The 13,151-nt window shown below is 66.9% G+C and carries 21 protein-coding genes and 1 pseudogene; 9 read left to right on the forward strand and 13 right to left on the reverse strand.

The features are described from left to right. Window positions 1-29: 29 nt before the first annotated feature. The 7 genes from LOS78_RS17710 to pedF all read right to left on the reverse strand — a co-directional run bounded on the left by LOS78_RS17710 (window position 30) and on the right by pedF (window position 6,250). Window positions 30-758 (reverse strand): response regulator transcription factor, encoded by a 729-nt coding sequence (locus tag LOS78_RS17710; RefSeq protein WP_072463926.1) that lies wholly within the window; start codon window positions 756-758, stop codon window positions 30-32. Between the two features lie 41 nt (window positions 759-799). Beyond that, a complete protein-coding gene (locus LOS78_RS17715) occupies window positions 800-1,243 on the reverse strand; it encodes a hypothetical protein (RefSeq protein ID WP_104491160.1) in 444 nt (147 codons plus the stop codon). After that, a complete protein-coding gene (locus LOS78_RS17720; RefSeq protein ID WP_072463924.1) occupies window positions 1,225-1,845 on the reverse strand; it encodes a pentapeptide repeat-containing protein in 621 nt (206 codons plus the stop codon). Before LOS78_RS17720 ends, LOS78_RS17715 begins: the two co-directional genes overlap by 19 nt. Window positions 1,846-1,912: 67 nt before the next feature. Then, window positions 1,913-3,763, reverse strand: coding sequence for a PQQ-dependent methanol/ethanol family dehydrogenase (locus tag LOS78_RS17725; protein ID WP_072463923.1), 1,851 nt, complete (start codon window positions 3,761-3,763; stop codon window positions 1,913-1,915). Window positions 3,764-3,826: 63 nt separating this feature from the next. After that, window positions 3,827-4,771: a quinoprotein relay system zinc metallohydrolase 1 gene (locus LOS78_RS17730; protein ID WP_230377650.1), complete on the reverse strand. Its 945-nt coding sequence runs from the start codon at window positions 4,769-4,771 to the stop codon at window positions 3,827-3,829. Beyond that, a complete protein-coding gene (locus LOS78_RS17735; RefSeq protein ID WP_072463921.1) occupies window positions 4,768-5,559 on the reverse strand; it encodes a quinoprotein dehydrogenase-associated SoxYZ-like carrier in 792 nt (263 codons plus the stop codon). Before LOS78_RS17735 ends, LOS78_RS17730 begins: the two co-directional genes overlap by 4 nt. Before the next feature lie 4 nt (window positions 5,560-5,563). Next, on the reverse strand, window positions 5,564-6,250 hold the full coding sequence (gene pedF / locus LOS78_RS17740) for a cytochrome c-550 PedF (RefSeq protein WP_028714065.1): 687 nt from the start codon (window positions 6,248-6,250) through the stop codon (window positions 5,564-5,566). Window positions 6,251-6,425: 175 nt separating this feature from the next. Here pedF and LOS78_RS17745 point away from each other — a divergent pair, with 175 nt between their 5' ends. Continuing rightward, window positions 6,426-6,941 (forward strand): rhodanese-like domain-containing protein, encoded by a 516-nt coding sequence (locus tag LOS78_RS17745; RefSeq protein WP_051416320.1) that lies wholly within the window; start codon window positions 6,426-6,428, stop codon window positions 6,939-6,941. 21 nt (window positions 6,942-6,962) lie between these two features. Here the strand turns inward: LOS78_RS17745 and LOS78_RS17750 are convergent. Further along, window positions 6,963-7,379, reverse strand: a pseudogene (locus tag LOS78_RS17750) (aldehyde dehydrogenase family protein); the annotation flags it as partial. Window positions 7,380-7,608: 229 nt separating this feature from the next. Between LOS78_RS17750 and LOS78_RS17755 the strand changes: the two are divergent. The 8 genes from LOS78_RS17755 to LOS78_RS17790 all read left to right on the forward strand — a co-directional run bounded on the left by LOS78_RS17755 (window position 7,609) and on the right by LOS78_RS17790 (window position 10,828). Next, a complete protein-coding gene (locus tag LOS78_RS17755) occupies window positions 7,609-8,043 on the forward strand; it encodes a hypothetical protein (protein WP_230377651.1) in 435 nt (144 codons plus the stop codon). Further along, on the forward strand, window positions 8,040-8,525 hold the full coding sequence (locus LOS78_RS17760) for a hypothetical protein (protein WP_230377652.1): 486 nt from the start codon (window positions 8,040-8,042) through the stop codon (window positions 8,523-8,525). Before LOS78_RS17755 ends, LOS78_RS17760 begins: the two co-directional genes overlap by 4 nt. A gap of 3 nt (window positions 8,526-8,528) precedes the next feature. Then, entirely contained in the window at window positions 8,529-8,762 is a 234-nt protein-coding gene (locus LOS78_RS17765; protein ID WP_104491154.1) for a hypothetical protein, read from the forward strand. A 2-nt stretch (window positions 8,763-8,764) separates the two neighbouring features. Then, on the forward strand, window positions 8,765-9,094 hold the full coding sequence (locus LOS78_RS17770) for a hypothetical protein (RefSeq protein ID WP_104491153.1): 330 nt from the start codon (window positions 8,765-8,767) through the stop codon (window positions 9,092-9,094). A gap of 222 nt (window positions 9,095-9,316) precedes the next feature. Then, on the forward strand, window positions 9,317-9,613 hold the full coding sequence (locus tag LOS78_RS17775; RefSeq protein ID WP_104491152.1) for a hypothetical protein: 297 nt from the start codon (window positions 9,317-9,319) through the stop codon (window positions 9,611-9,613). After that, window positions 9,614-9,880 carry a type II toxin-antitoxin system Phd/YefM family antitoxin gene (locus LOS78_RS17780; RefSeq protein WP_230377653.1) on the forward strand — a complete coding sequence of 89 codons (267 nt, stop codon included), beginning with the start codon at window positions 9,614-9,616 and terminating at the stop codon, window positions 9,878-9,880. Next, window positions 9,870-10,172 carry a type II toxin-antitoxin system RelE/ParE family toxin gene (locus LOS78_RS17785; RefSeq protein ID WP_104491150.1) on the forward strand — a complete coding sequence of 101 codons (303 nt, stop codon included), beginning with the start codon at window positions 9,870-9,872 and terminating at the stop codon, window positions 10,170-10,172. Before LOS78_RS17780 ends, LOS78_RS17785 begins: the two co-directional genes overlap by 11 nt. 461 nt (window positions 10,173-10,633) lie before the next feature. Further along, window positions 10,634-10,828 carry a hypothetical protein gene (locus tag LOS78_RS17790; protein ID WP_010400642.1) on the forward strand — a complete coding sequence of 65 codons (195 nt, stop codon included), beginning with the start codon at window positions 10,634-10,636 and terminating at the stop codon, window positions 10,826-10,828. Here LOS78_RS17790 and LOS78_RS17795 read toward each other — a convergent pair. The 5 genes from LOS78_RS17795 to LOS78_RS17815 all read right to left on the reverse strand — a co-directional run bounded on the left by LOS78_RS17795 (window position 10,809) and on the right by LOS78_RS17815 (window position 13,072). Next, complete coding sequence (locus tag LOS78_RS17795) at window positions 10,809-11,003, reverse strand: hypothetical protein (RefSeq protein ID WP_230377654.1); 195 nt, start codon at window positions 11,001-11,003, stop codon at window positions 10,809-10,811. The genes LOS78_RS17790 and LOS78_RS17795 overlap by 20 nt on opposite strands. Window positions 11,004-11,013: 10 nt before the next feature. Next, window positions 11,014-11,439: a type II toxin-antitoxin system VapC family toxin gene (locus LOS78_RS17800; protein ID WP_230377655.1), complete on the reverse strand. Its 426-nt coding sequence runs from the start codon at window positions 11,437-11,439 to the stop codon at window positions 11,014-11,016. Further along, a complete protein-coding gene (locus LOS78_RS17805; protein WP_230377656.1) occupies window positions 11,439-11,684 on the reverse strand; it encodes a type II toxin-antitoxin system VapB family antitoxin in 246 nt (81 codons plus the stop codon). The genes LOS78_RS17800 and LOS78_RS17805 overlap by 1 nt, the downstream gene beginning before the upstream one ends. Window positions 11,685-11,829: 145 nt before the next feature. Further along, the gene (locus tag LOS78_RS17810) at window positions 11,830-11,982 is read right to left on the reverse strand and encodes a hypothetical protein (RefSeq protein ID WP_230377657.1); all 153 of its coding nucleotides are present in this window, start codon (window positions 11,980-11,982) and stop codon (window positions 11,830-11,832) included. A gap of 157 nt (window positions 11,983-12,139) precedes the next feature. Continuing rightward, a complete protein-coding gene (locus tag LOS78_RS17815; protein ID WP_230375481.1) occupies window positions 12,140-13,072 on the reverse strand; it encodes an IS5 family transposase in 933 nt (310 codons plus the stop codon). Window positions 13,073-13,151: the final 79 nt, after the last annotated feature.

A 13,151-nucleotide genomic window follows, 5' to 3' on the forward strand; every position in this document is an offset into this window, starting at 1 on the left:
CTTCCGCTGTCGCGCCTCCTCCGTCAGGCTTAGCGGTTCACTCCCTCGCTGTCATGGCCTGCGATCTCGGCCCTCGCCTCGGCGGTCATGGCGTTGAAGCTGATGTCCTGGGCGAACAGCACCGCCTGGGTGCGGGTCTGCACCCGCAGCTTGCGCATGATGGCGGTGACATGCGCCTTGACCGTGGTCTCGGCGATCGACAGCTCATGCGCGATCTGCTTGTTCAGCAGCCCGGTGCTGATCAGCTGCAGGATCCGCGCCTGCTGCCGGGTCAGCGAGGCGAGCCGCGCCAGCGCCTCCTCGGCCAGGCTGGGGGTGGCATTGTCCAGCGCCAGCCGGCTGGCATGCACCTCGCCGCGGGCGATGGCGGCGAAGGCCTCGCGGAAGGCCTCGCGCGGGGCGTGCTTGGGCACATAGGCGCTGACCCCGGCCAGCAGCGCGCCGCGCACCACCCGGCGCTCGTCCATGGAGGAGACCACGATGATCGGCCGCTCGGCCGCCGCCTGGCGCATGCGCACCACGCCTTCCAGCCCGTTCACGTCGGGCAGGTGCAGGTCCAGCACGATCACGTCGGGCACCGGCTCGCGCGCCATGCGGTCCAGCGCCTCGGCCAGGCTGCCCACGGCCTCGACCCGGGCGATGCCCACCGGGCCGGTCAGCGTCATCGACAGCGCGTCGCAGAACAGCGGGTGATCGTCCACGATCAGCGCCGTGTTCAGCGGCCGGATCGGCGGCGGGGGTTGCTGGGCTTGTTCCATGGTTCTGCTCATCTGGCTGCCTCGGCTGGAATGGGTCGAGTCTAGGGGCGGGCGGCGGGGCCGTGAAGCGCGGGATGCCGTCGCCCCGGGTCCTCCAGCCGGATCAGCCAGCCGCCCGAGGCATTGACCTGGATGCCGTAGCGCCCCGGCCTCTCGATCAGGAACGAGCCCGAGCCGGCCCCAGCCTGATGCAGATTCTGGATCACCGCGCCCGATGCGTCCAGCAGATAGACCACCATGATAGCATCCATGCTTTCGAAGACCAGCCGCGCCGGCCCGTCCAGGTCGAAGCGCGGCAGCACCCGGTTGCCGGCGCCGCGATGCTCCAGCGCCGGCTTCCGCGCGGCGAGCCGGTCATAGCAGGCCAGCCGCAGGGCCGCGTCCGGCTCGGCCCGGCAGGCGCGAAGCGCGGCGGCCAGGTCGAGCCCCGGCGCCGGCGTGGCCGCCAGCGCTGCCGAGGCCAGGATCACCAGTCCACGGGGCATCCCGTGCAGTGCTCCATATGCACCCCCTCCCAGATGGCATAGGGGGCGTGGTTGCCCTCCAGCAGCGCCTCGGCGAAATCGGCGTTGTAGAACTTGCTCTCCATCAAGTTCGCGCCGATCAGCTTCGCGCCGACGAATTTCGACTTGGGCGCCATGGCCGCTTCGAGCGTGGCGGCGGTCAGGTTCGCGCCCGACAGGTCGGCGCCGGCCAGCCGGGTATAGTCCAGGTTGGCGCCGGTCAGGTCGGCGTCCCGCATGACCACGCCCTGCAGCTGGGCCATCTGCAGGTTGGCGCCGCGCAGGTCGGCGCCGGTCAGGTCGGCGCCCTTCAGCTCGGCCCCGAACAGGTTGGCGCGCATCAGGTTCGCGCCCTTCAGGTCGATGCCGTTCAGCTTCAGCCCGCGCAGGTCGGCGTGGCGGAGGTCGGCGCCGGGGCAGGCGGCGCCGGCGCGGATCTCGCAGGTGCCGATGACCAGCGGCCCTTCTCGCGGGGGCGGCTCGTCGACGATAACCGGCCAGCCGCCGCCGGTCTGTTCGGAATTGGCCGCATGGACCCCGGAGGCGAGGGCCAGGGCGGCTAGGATGGTCAGGCTTCTGAGCATGGGATTTTCCCTCGGTTCGGGGTGTGGGGACGGGCAGGGACGACCTGCCCGGCCGGTCAGTTGCCTGTCACTTCGAGGCAGTCAGCAGCTCGTCCGGGATCTCGAAGACCCAGAACGAACCGCCTTGGCTGACCTGGGTGGTCAGCGTCGCCATGTCGCCGCCCCAGAGTGGCACCGCGCCGCCATATCCCGAGGCGATGCCCAGGTATTGCTTGCCGTTCATTTCCCAGGTGATCGGGGACGACACGATCCCCGAGCCGGTGTTGAACTTCCACAGCTCCTCGCCCGTTTCGGCGTTGAAGCCCTTCACGAAACCGTCCGAGGTGCCGGTGAAGACCAGGTTGCCGGCCGTGGCCAGCGTGCCGGCCCATAGCGGGAATTCCTCCTTGTGCTCCCATTTCTTCTCGCCGGTGGTCGGGTCGAAGGCGCGCAGCGTGCCGATATGGTCGTCGTAAAGCCGCTTGATGCGGAAGCCCTGGCCCAGATAGGCGGCGCCGGCCTGATAGGTGACGTTCTCGGTCCAGTAATCCTCGGTCCAGTGGTTCGCCGGCACATAGAACAGCCCGGTCTTCTGGCTGTAGGACATCGGGTTCCAGTTCTTGCCGCCCAGGAAGGGGGGCGAGACCTCGATGCTGGCGCCCTTGGTCTCGCCCTCGGCGGGCAGGGGCGGGCGCTGGCCCTCGTTCTCGATCGGGCGGCCGGTCTTCAGGTCGATGCCCTTGGCCCAGGTGATGCCGTCGACGAAGGGGAAGGCGTTGAGCAGCGCCGTCGGCCGGTTGATCTCGCCGCCGCGCTTCGACAGCGCCTCGATGTCGGTGACATAGAAGAAGCCGTTGCGGTCGGCATGGGCGCCGGCGCGATGGGTCTTGCCGTCCTTGTCCTTGTAGTCGAACAGGATGATCTCGTTGTTGCCGGAAAAGTCCCAGGCGTCGTTCGGTGTGTGCTGGTAGAAGCCGACCAGCTCGCCGTTCGAGGGATCGACATAGGCCTGGCCCGAGGTATACAGGCTGTCGCCCGGCGTGCGCGCCCAGGTGTTCCAGGGGGCGGGGTTGCCGGCGCCGACGACGATGGTGTTGGTCTCGGGGTCGTAGCTGGCCGATTGCCAGGGCGCGCCGCCGCCGTGGCTCCAGGCCTCGACCTTGCTGCCGTCGGGATTGTTCGGCCAGCTCGGCGCGGCTGGATCGCCGGTGACGGTGCCCTCCGCGCCAGCCAGCGTGCCCTTGTGCCCCTCGACAAAGGGCCGCATCCAGATCTCCTCGCCGGTTTCGACATCGCGGGCATAGAGCTTGCCGACCACGCCGAACTCGTCGCCCGAGCTGCCGTGGATCAGCATGACGCGGCCGGTCTCCTTGTCCTTCACGATGGTCGGCGCGCCGGTCATCGTGTAGCCGATCTTGTGGTCCTCGAACTTCTTGCGCCAGACGACCTTGCCGGTGTCCTTGTTCAGCGCATAGATGCTGGCGTCCAGCGTGCCGAAAAAGACCTTGTCGCCATAGATCGCCGCGCCGCGGTTCACCACGTCGCAGCAGGGGCGGATGTCCTCGGGCAGGCGGGCCTCGAACTTCCACAGCCGCTTGCCGGTCCTGGCGTCCAGCGCCCACATCCGGGAATAGGACCCGGTGACGTAGATCACCCCGTCATGCACCAGCGCCTGGGTTTCCTGGCCGCGCTGCTTTTCGTCGCCAAAGGAAAACGACCAGGCCGGGCGCAGGTGCTTGACCGTCTCGGCATTGATCTGGTCGAGCGCGGAATAGCGCTGCGCACCCACCCCCAGCCCATACATCAGCACGTCGTCGGTGGTCTCGGCGTCGTTCAGGATGTCCTCCCAGGTGACGGGGCTGGTCTCGGCATGGGCCATCGCCGCGACGCAGGCGAGGGCCAGAACACTGGCCGAGGTCAGTTTCAGAAAGCGATTCATGCAGTCTCCTCCATATACATGAACGACGGGTTGCCCGCGTCTGATGCCTTGTCGGTCCTTGCTTCAGGCGCCGCCGACGACCGGCAGCGCCAGGGTTTCATGGTCGCCGAAGCGGCGGACGACCGAGCGCAGGTATTCCTCGGGATTGGCGCCCAGCCCGGCGAATTCGGGGACGGGGCCAGCGGCCATCGCCTCGATTGGCGTCAGCCCCAGATCGGCGGCCATCGCCAGCCGGTCGCGCGTCGCCCGCAGATAGGCGCGGGTCTGCGCGATGCCTTCGCCCGCGCGGTGGAAGCGGCCATGCCCCGGCACCACCCCGGCGGGGCCGAGCCCTTCCAGCCGGTCCAGCGCCGCCAGCCAGGTCGCGAAATCCGCGTCTGGCAGGCTGGTCGCGCGGTCCAGGAACACCAGATCCCCGGCGACCAGCACGCCGGTCGCCTCATCGAGGATGGCCAAATCGGCGGCGGTGTGGCCGGCCAGCGGGATCATCCGCAGGGTCCGGCCGCCGATGGCGCGCGGGCCGGCCTCGACCTCGCCGGTCGCGGGCATGGTCCGGGTCCCCGAGATCCAGCTGCCGAGGATCGAATACAGCGTCTCGGCATAATCCTGGGCATATTCGCGGCAGGTCGCGGATGTCGCCGCCAGCGCCAGAACCGGCCGGTCGGCCAGCGGCGCGTTGCCAAACCAGTGGTCCGGGTGATGGTGGGTGTTGATCGTCGCGACGAGCCCGCCCAGCCGCTGGTCGGCAAAGGCGCGGATCTCGGCCCCCATGGCGGCGGTCGAGCCGCTGTCGACGACCAGCGCGCCCTGATCGGTCGCCAGCAGCGCCACGTTGACGATGTCGCCGCCGTTCTCGCGGGTGAAGACCTCGCGCCGGCCCTCGATCATCCATATTCCGTCTGCAACTTCGACTGGCTGCAGGCCATATCTGCGCGGCTGCGCGAAGATGGGCAAGGGCAGCGTCAGGACGGCGGCCCCGGCCAGCAGCGCCCGGCGGGAAAGGCTCATGGCGCGTCCTCCACCCGGCCCGCGAAGGCATAGCCCAGGTTGTCGCGCGCCCGGATCGCGACCGGCCCGCGCGCCAGGTCGGGCGGCAGCAGGAAAGTCAGCGCCGGGTTCTCCTCCAGCGGCTCGTGCAGCTCCAGCGCGGCGATCTCGGCCCCGGCGGCGTCGAGCAGAGCCAGTTCGGTCAGGTGATGCGCCGGGATGCCGTCCGCCAGGCCGGTGTCCTGCGGATGGCGCAGCCGTAGCCGCAGTCGCCCGGTTTCGGCCCAGAGCCGGGCGCGCAATTCGCCGAAGCCCTGCTGCCAGTCGGGTCGGTGGTGCGCAGCGGCGGGCGCGCTGCATCCGCCGCCAAGCGCGCTGACATAGGCCGCGCCGACCAGCCATTCGCCCGCCCCCGTCTCGGCCCCGGTCTCGGCCGAGGCGCGCAGGGCGCCGCCGACCTCGTATTTCACGCCGAAGCCCAGCAGGGGCAGGGCGCGGCCGGGGCGAAAGACGATGGCCTTGGGAAAGGGGCTGTAGTCGATGGTGACGACGATGCGCCGGATCGGCTGCGCGACGGCGGTGGCGTCGATCAGGAAGGGCACATGGCGGGAATCCTCGGCCGCGCGCGGCGCCAGGACGGCGACGGCCGGATCGTTGCGCCAGGCCGCGGGGTCGCCCAGGAATTCCTGCCGGTGCGACGGCCACATGCCGCTGTCGAACGCATCGCCCCCCACGGCGGCCGGCCCGGTCCTGCCGGTCAGCAGCGGGGGCGAGGCGGCGCCGGGCAACCTGTCCGTCAGCAGCGCCATGGCCCTAGTTCCTCAGCACGCCATGGATCAGCTCGGCGGCCGCCGGCGCATGCGAGGCGCCGCTGCGCAGCATGTGCGCCGCCTGGTCCAGCACGGTCACGGCGCGCGGCGCGCCCGAAAGCGCCTCGAAGCCGCTGCCGGCGCTTTCCAGCTCGGCGGCCAGCGCCTGGGCCTGATCGGCCCCGGCATCGAGCGGCAGCGCCTTGACCTTGTCGTAAAGCGCCGCGATCTCGGTGCTTTTCTCCGCCAGCGCGTCGGCATCGGGGCGGGTCTCGATATAGGTGCGGATCGCCCAGATCGCCTGCTGGTTCAGGATGCCCTCGAAGGGCGGCATCTTCACCGCGCCGTTCTGCTCATAGCCGTGCAGGATGCGGTCCAGATACCATTCGTCGCCGAAGGCGCTGGCCTCGAGGAAGCGCAGGTCCGGCGCCAGCCCGCCCGAGATCGCCTCGAGCCCGTGGCAGCGCGCGCAATTGCTGTTGAAGCCCTTGGCACCGATCTCGACGGCCTTGAACAGCACCGCGCCGTCCGCCTCGCGCCAGGGGTTTTCGCTGGCCATCTCGGCCGGAAGTTCGGGCAGGCCGGCGGTGTCGACCGCCTGCGGGGCGGTGTCGCCATGGCCAAGCGCCATCGATGCCCAGAGAGCGAGTGAGACGGCAAGAGGAAAGGTCTTGCTTATCCTGCGGGTCATGTTCCAAAGTCCTTCGCGCGTATCCGTTGTGCGTTGCGTCCTGGTCAAATTTCCTTGAGATCGAGAAAGGGTAAATTGTGCCATGGTCGTATTGCGCACCCTCCGCAGGGCCCGGAGCCTGCGGTCCCGCCCCGGAATCGGGGCATTTCTCCTGCTTCTGGCGGGGGTTTTCCCCTTGGCCGTCGCGGCCGAGCAGCCAGTGCTGTTCGACGAAAGCGGCTATCGCCTGGACGGCTATCGCGCCCCGGTTCCCGAAGCGGTGCCGGGGGCGAGGACGCTCGACCTTGCGCAGGTGCGGGCGCTGATCGGCCAGGGCTGGATCCCGGTCGACGTGATGGGCGCCCGGGTTTTCGGGATCGGCGCCGACGGCACATGGATCCTGCCCGAGCGGCACCGCTCGATCCCCGGCGCGCGTTGGCTGCCGGTGGTCGGCTGGGGCCGGCTGGAGCCATGGCAGAGCGATTATCTGGATGCGAGCCTGGAGCGGATCACCGGCGGCGACCGCAAGGCGGGGCTGATCCTGTTCTGCAAGTCGGATTGCTGGCTCAGCTGGAACGCCGCCAGGCGCATCGCCGGGCGCGGCTATGTCAACCTGGGCTGGTTCCCCGGCGGGGTCGATGCCTGGGCGGATGCCGGCCTGCCGCTGGTCGAGATCCGGCCCGAGCCGCATCGCGGCAGCTGGTCGCGCTGATCGCCGCCGCCCGGCGGGGGGTCAGCCATGCGCGACGGTCACGGTCTTGAGGCGGGTGAAGCCGTAGAGCGCCTCGAAACCCTTCTCGCGGCCATGGCCGGATTTGCCGACCCCGCCGAAGGGCAGCTCGATGCCGCCGCCGGCGCCGTAATTGTTCACGAAGACTTGGCCGCTGCGGATCTTGCGCGCCAGCCGCAGCTGGCGCGCGCCGTCGCGGGTCCAGATGCCGGCGACCAGCCCGTATTCGGTACCGTTGGCGATGCGGACCGCCTCGGCCTCGTCCTGGAAGGGGATCAGCACCTGCACGGGGCCGAAGATCTCCTGCTGGGCCAGCGCATGGCCGGGATCGACCTCGGAAAACAGCGTCGGCAGCACGAAATGCCCGCCCGGCGCGGCATCGGGATGCAGCTTGCCCTCGGCCGCCAGGGTCAGCTCGGCCTTGCCGCGGTCGATGAAGCCTATGAGGCCGAGGGCGGGCGCGTCACCACCGACCTCTTTGCCGACCAGTCCTATTTCGAGGACGAGGCCCTGCTGCACGAACTGTTCACGGCCAAGCTGGAAGCTCACGCCGGCACCATCATTGCCGATGGCTGGAAATGGGCCGAGCCGATCCGGGACAGCTATGTCGGCTATTACGAGATCGAGCAACGCAAGCTGGATCGCATCTATGCGCAGGAAGGAGCCGCGCGAGATGTATGGCAAGGACCTGGCCAAGTCCTTCCGGACCTTCCGTCAGAAGGGGCAGGATCACACGCGCGGCGAGTTGATCCGTTGCCTTGCCGCCCTGTTTCGGGGCGGCGACGAGCAGCTTTCCGCCCTGATCGACAAGGCCATAGCCCCGCAAATCCGCGAAGTCTGGACCCCGACCGCCGCCAATTTCTTCAGCCGCGTCGGCGGGCCTTACCTGAACGAACTCTGGCGCGACCTGCTGGACCTGCCGGAAGATCACCCGACCGCAACAACCTTCGCCAAGCTGAAAAAGGCCGAGAAGGCCGCGAAGCTGGAAACCCTGTTCAGTGACGATGCCACCCGCAAGGCCCATGGCGTCACCGAGGCGCAGGCCGCGCGGATCGACGCTTGGCGGCCCGAAGGTATGGAGTGACCGAGGCGCGGGGCGCGCAAGCGCCCCGCTCATCGAGGGTGAGAAACATGCGCTTTATCAGGTATCCCCGCCATCCCTTCACCGATAGCAGCCGCAAGCGCGCTGCACTGCGCCGCAAGCAGCGTCTCGAACGCGATGCCCTGCCCCTCTTCGCCGAACAGATCGCGGAGGAACAGCCCGGCGAGGATGAGGTTATGCAGGACCGTGCCATCCGGTGGGCGGAAAGCCAGCAGCGAACCCGTGATGCCCGCGCCGCCCGCTGGCGCGAGGCCCGGCGCAGGCTTGCCGCCCTGACCGACAAGGAGCGCGCGGTCCTGCTGGCCGCATGGAACCGCGCGCCCTACCCCGCCGACCCGACATATCTGCTGGATTTCCTGCACGGCTATTCTGTCGGGTGCTTCACGCTGGACACAATCCCCTTCGACCAGGTGCCGCGCAACAAGCACGGGCACCGGATGCAAGAGCATCAGGAAAGGACGTAAGACATGGCCGATTTCACCGCCTTCCGACACCCTGTCCTTGCCGTTGCCTGCCCGGCCTGTGGCGCGGCCGCCGGCACCTGGTGCCGCCGGCCGAGCGGCCACCGCGCGGCCGATCTGCACCGCGCGCGCGGCATCGAGGCCGACCGGGTTTTCATCGACCAGCACGGCCCGGACGCCTCGATCATTCGCATTGCGTCTGGCTGGCAGGTCGATCCCCGAGGGCGAGCCAGAGATTGAACATGCCTGCACAACCATGGAGACGCCTTGACTGGACCCTGCCCGAGTGGATCGCCCATGCGTGGAAGCTGGAACGCACGTTGCGGTGCAGCCGGCAGCACTACGACGCCTGCACCCGCCATGTGCAGCGGTTTCCCGGCCAACTGGTCGCGGTCGAGCTGGATAGGGCTGTCCTGCTATCCCTGCGCCAGCTCATGCTTGATGGACACCCTAACCGCTTCGGGCGGCCGGGCCGAGGCAATCGCGTCGGGGACTGGACGACCCGCGCCTTGATGGACGTGAATAATCAGCTTGCCCGGCTCGATCGCATCGAGCGCCGCAACACGCTCTGAAATATCCTTGTGGTGAGGATGACTGGCCGCCCCCTTGGGGCGGCTCTTTTCTTTGCCCTGTTCCTAGTGTTCGCCGGCGGCGTCGCCCTGGCAAGCCAGAACGCCGGCGACGGCGCGGCGCTAAGGCCGCGCCGGGCCCGCTGCATGGCCAGAAGCAGGGCATTGCCGTGTTGCATTTGGTTCGAAATATGGTATCAATTTTAGCATGAAAAGAGGCTTGATATGACGGATTCTGAAAAAGGTGCGCTAGCAAAGCTCGCGCTGTTTGCTCTGGGAGCATTCGCCATCCTTCGCCTGACGTATACAGACGGCTGGAGGTTTGACACGGTCCTGGGGTCAGCGGCGAATGCGGCGTTGATCGTGGGCGTCCTCGCCCAGATCGCACTGGAAATGCTGGTGCGCTTCGCTCCGGATAGCTGGCTTCCGGACGATTTGCTCGCCGAATTGCCGAGATGGCAAACAGGGGTGGTCTTGCTGTCCTTGATCGCTGCCTCGGTCAGCCTGCTCATCGCTCAATGAATGACCTTGTGGAGATTGAATATGCAACGTGTTGAAGCCCAGATTGCGGTCAGTGTCTCTGATCTGAAGAAAAGCCCGACCGCAATCATGGATCAGGCGCAAGGCGAGGCCGTCGCCGTGCTGAACCACAATCGCGTCATGGCTTATATGGTCCCGGCCGATGTTTACGAGGCGATGATGGAGCGGCTGGACGACCTGGCGCTTGTCGATGTCATTAAGGCCCGGGCGGATGAAACGCCGATCAGCGTGGGCCTCGATGACCTTTGAGCTTAAGTTCCTGCCATCCGCACTGAAGGAGTGGAAAAAGCTCGGTGCCACGCTTCGGGAGCAGTTTCGGAAGAAGCTGGCCGAACGTCTGGAGCAGCCCCGTGTTCCTGCTGATGCGCTGCATGGTCTGGAAGATCATTACAAGATCAAGCTCCGCAGCGCCGGCTACCGACTCGTCTATCGCGTAGAGGATGCAGAAATTACCGTCACAGTGGTCGCAGTTGGTCGTCGCGAACGAAGCGAGGTGTATAAAGCTGCAAGCGCACGGCGCGATGATCGACCCAAAAGCTGACGTCCATTCTGGACCTTGAGAAGCGGCAGATAGTTTCGGGAGGATCCACGCAGGATCATCAGACCAGGCGCAGCGTGGCCGCCCCCTCGGGGCGGCTCTTTCTTTGCCCTGTTCCTGGTGTTCGCCGGCGCCGTCGCCCTGGCAAGCCAGAACGCCGGCAACGGCGCGGCGCTAAGGCCGCGCCGGGCCCGCTGCGCGGCAGAACCGTCGCGCCATCGGTCGCGTCCGGCTGCTAACCCGGCCAGCGTCAGGCGCCGGCCGGGGCCGGACCTATCCACCACCACACGGATCTTGTCATTCTACCACACTGGTCAAGGACGGCGGCCGCGCGAGCGCGGCCTTGCAAGCGGCCCGTGCCGGGCCGTCCCTGACTCAGCGTGTTCGCATGCCTGCGACCGTTCGGGGCGGCTAGAGCCTCGCAATCTTCGGTCTCATCGCTTACATTTCACAAGGAGCATCCAATGAGCGACGCCGACATGACCACCGCCGAACAGTCCCTTGCCGATGATAAGATGCGGGCCGAGATCGCCAAGCTGATCGCGGAAACCTCGAAGATCAATGCCGAGGCCCGCTGGTATCCGCTGGCCGTCGCCACCGGCCTCGTCGGCGCCATCGCTGGCCTGACAGCCTTCATCATCAAGCTTTTCGGTCTCTGACCAATGCGGCCCCTTCGGGGGCCGCTTTAACTTCAACCGGCCGCAGCCTGGTCGTTCTCTTCCCCGCCAGTAATGCGGAATCGGCCGCGACCGAGGCGGCGCGGAACGGCCGCGGATCATCGTGCAGATCGGCCCAGGCATGGCCCGTCCAGAACGTCGCAACGTAGAGCTTCATGGCTGATCCCTCACGCCATATCGGTTTCCGAAAAATCCCCGCCCTTGTAAAGCAAGGGCAAACGGTAGGCTTTGGCGCAGGCGTAGGACAGGGCGTCGCCCATGTTCAGCTGCGCCGGGTGGCCGACCTGCTTGCCGTAGATCGACAACGCCCGGATCGCTTCCTTCCCCATCCCCGTGGTGACGTGCATCTCTTGCGCCTCCGCCGCCTCGATGAACCCGTCCACCAGCTCGGCCGCCGCGGCAAAGTCCTCGGCTGCCGCCGGGCCCTTGCCGCGAGCCTGCACCCTCGCCCGGACCAGGGCGAGCGTCGCTTCCATCCGCACGACCGGCGAGAACCGCAGCGTGCCGCGCGAGGCCTCCATCGCTTTCAGCAACCCGGGCGCTTCCGGCTCGTTCAGCAGCACCGCAACCACCGCGCTTGCGTCCAGGAACATCAGTCCTCGCTCCATTGCTCGTCAAAGAACGGCTTCAGGTCTTCGCCCATGCTGACGAAACCCGCCTCGGCCGCGCGGCGCTGGATCTTCCCAACCCGATCCACAAGCCGTTCCTCGGCGGCAAGCGCCTCGATTTGCGCGGCAAGCGCCTTGCGCACCGCCTCGGATTTGTTTTTTACGCCGGTCATGGCACAGTATTTGGCGACTAGCGCGTCGATCTCATCGCCCTTGATAAGTATTGCCATTTGTCTATCCTGCACAGTATATCTTATATATATAATTAGGTATATACTTTTGCAAGGAGGATGAATTTCGATACATGGCCGCCGTCGATCCCAGAGGCGGCGTCGCTGCAGGCATCGGTGTCGACGAGGCTGCGCCAGTCGCTCTTCATGTCCCGAACAAATGAGGATCGGTGAGATTATGGAATTTTATCAAAAAGATCCCAATCGCCAGCCCCAGGGTGACCAGGACCAGCGGGGCGGTCAGCAAAAGCAGGACCAGAACCGTGAAAATCGGGGCCAGCGCGGCTGACCCGATCATGCGGTGACCGCCAAGGTCACCGCACCGGGACAGTTGCTCAGCACGGAATCCGCAACGCCCTGCCATCCCCCGCGTCGGCAACCAGCACCCGGCGGCTGAACCGGGCTCTGTTGCATAACTCAGGTGATGGGCGCGGTTACCCCCTCCCCGGACAGACTTATCCTACAGCTTCCGTGACCGGGATGCCGAGCGCGGTGTAGCCGTTCAGGACGGCGATGCGGATCTGGAACTCGGCGACCTGACGGTCGAAGTCCCTTGCCATGAGCCGCTGGCCCAGCAGTTTGACACAATGCATCTTCGTCTCGATGCGGCTCCGGCGGTGGTATCCACTCCATCGTCGCCACAGGGTGCGGCCGAGATACCTGGACGCCCGGAGGGCCTCGTTGCGCGCGACGGCTCCAGCGGTGATGGTCTTCCAGGTCTTCGCGTTCCTGCGCGGTGGGATGACGGCATGGGCTCCGCGATCTGCAATCGCATCGTGGCACTTGCGCGTGTCGTAGGCGCCATCTGCCGTGACGCTACCGATTTCCTGGTCCTCCGGGATCTGGTCGAGAAGGTCAGGTAGGATCGGCGCATCGCCGACGTTGCTCCCGGTGATCTCGACAGCCCGGATCTCTAGCGTTTCCTCGTCGATCCCAAGGTGGATCTTGCGCCAGACCCGCCGTTTGGGGCCACCATGCTTGCGAGCGTGCCACTCGCCTTCGCCCTCGACCTTGATTCCTGTGCTGTCGATCAGCAGGTGCAGCGGCCCTTTGGAGCCGCGATACGGGATGTTCACAGCCAAGGTCTTCTGGCGGCGGGACAGTGTGCTGAAGTCAGGCACCGTCCCGTCGAGGCCAACCAGACGCAGCAGGCTCTCGACGAACCCGGTCGTCTGCCGGAGCGCCATGCCGAATAGCACCTTCATCGTCAGGCAGCTCTGAATGGCAGTATCGCTGTAGGTCTGCTGGCGGCCACGCCTCCCCGTCGGCACGGCATCCCAGCTCATCTCGGGGTCGAACCAGATCGTCAGCGAGCCCCGGCGCTTGAGCGCTTCATTGTAGGCTGGCCAGTTTCTGGTCCTGTAGGTTGGCGGTGTGGGTCTGCTCATACATCACAGCTACCACCCTGGATTCACGATCTGAATCCCTGACGGGATTTGTGCAACAGAGCCGAGGTGAAAGATCGAT

Origin of the sequence: Paracoccus sp. MA (assembly GCF_020990385.1) — a bacterium.
Classification (GTDB): Bacteria; Pseudomonadota; Alphaproteobacteria; order Rhodobacterales; family Rhodobacteraceae; genus Paracoccus.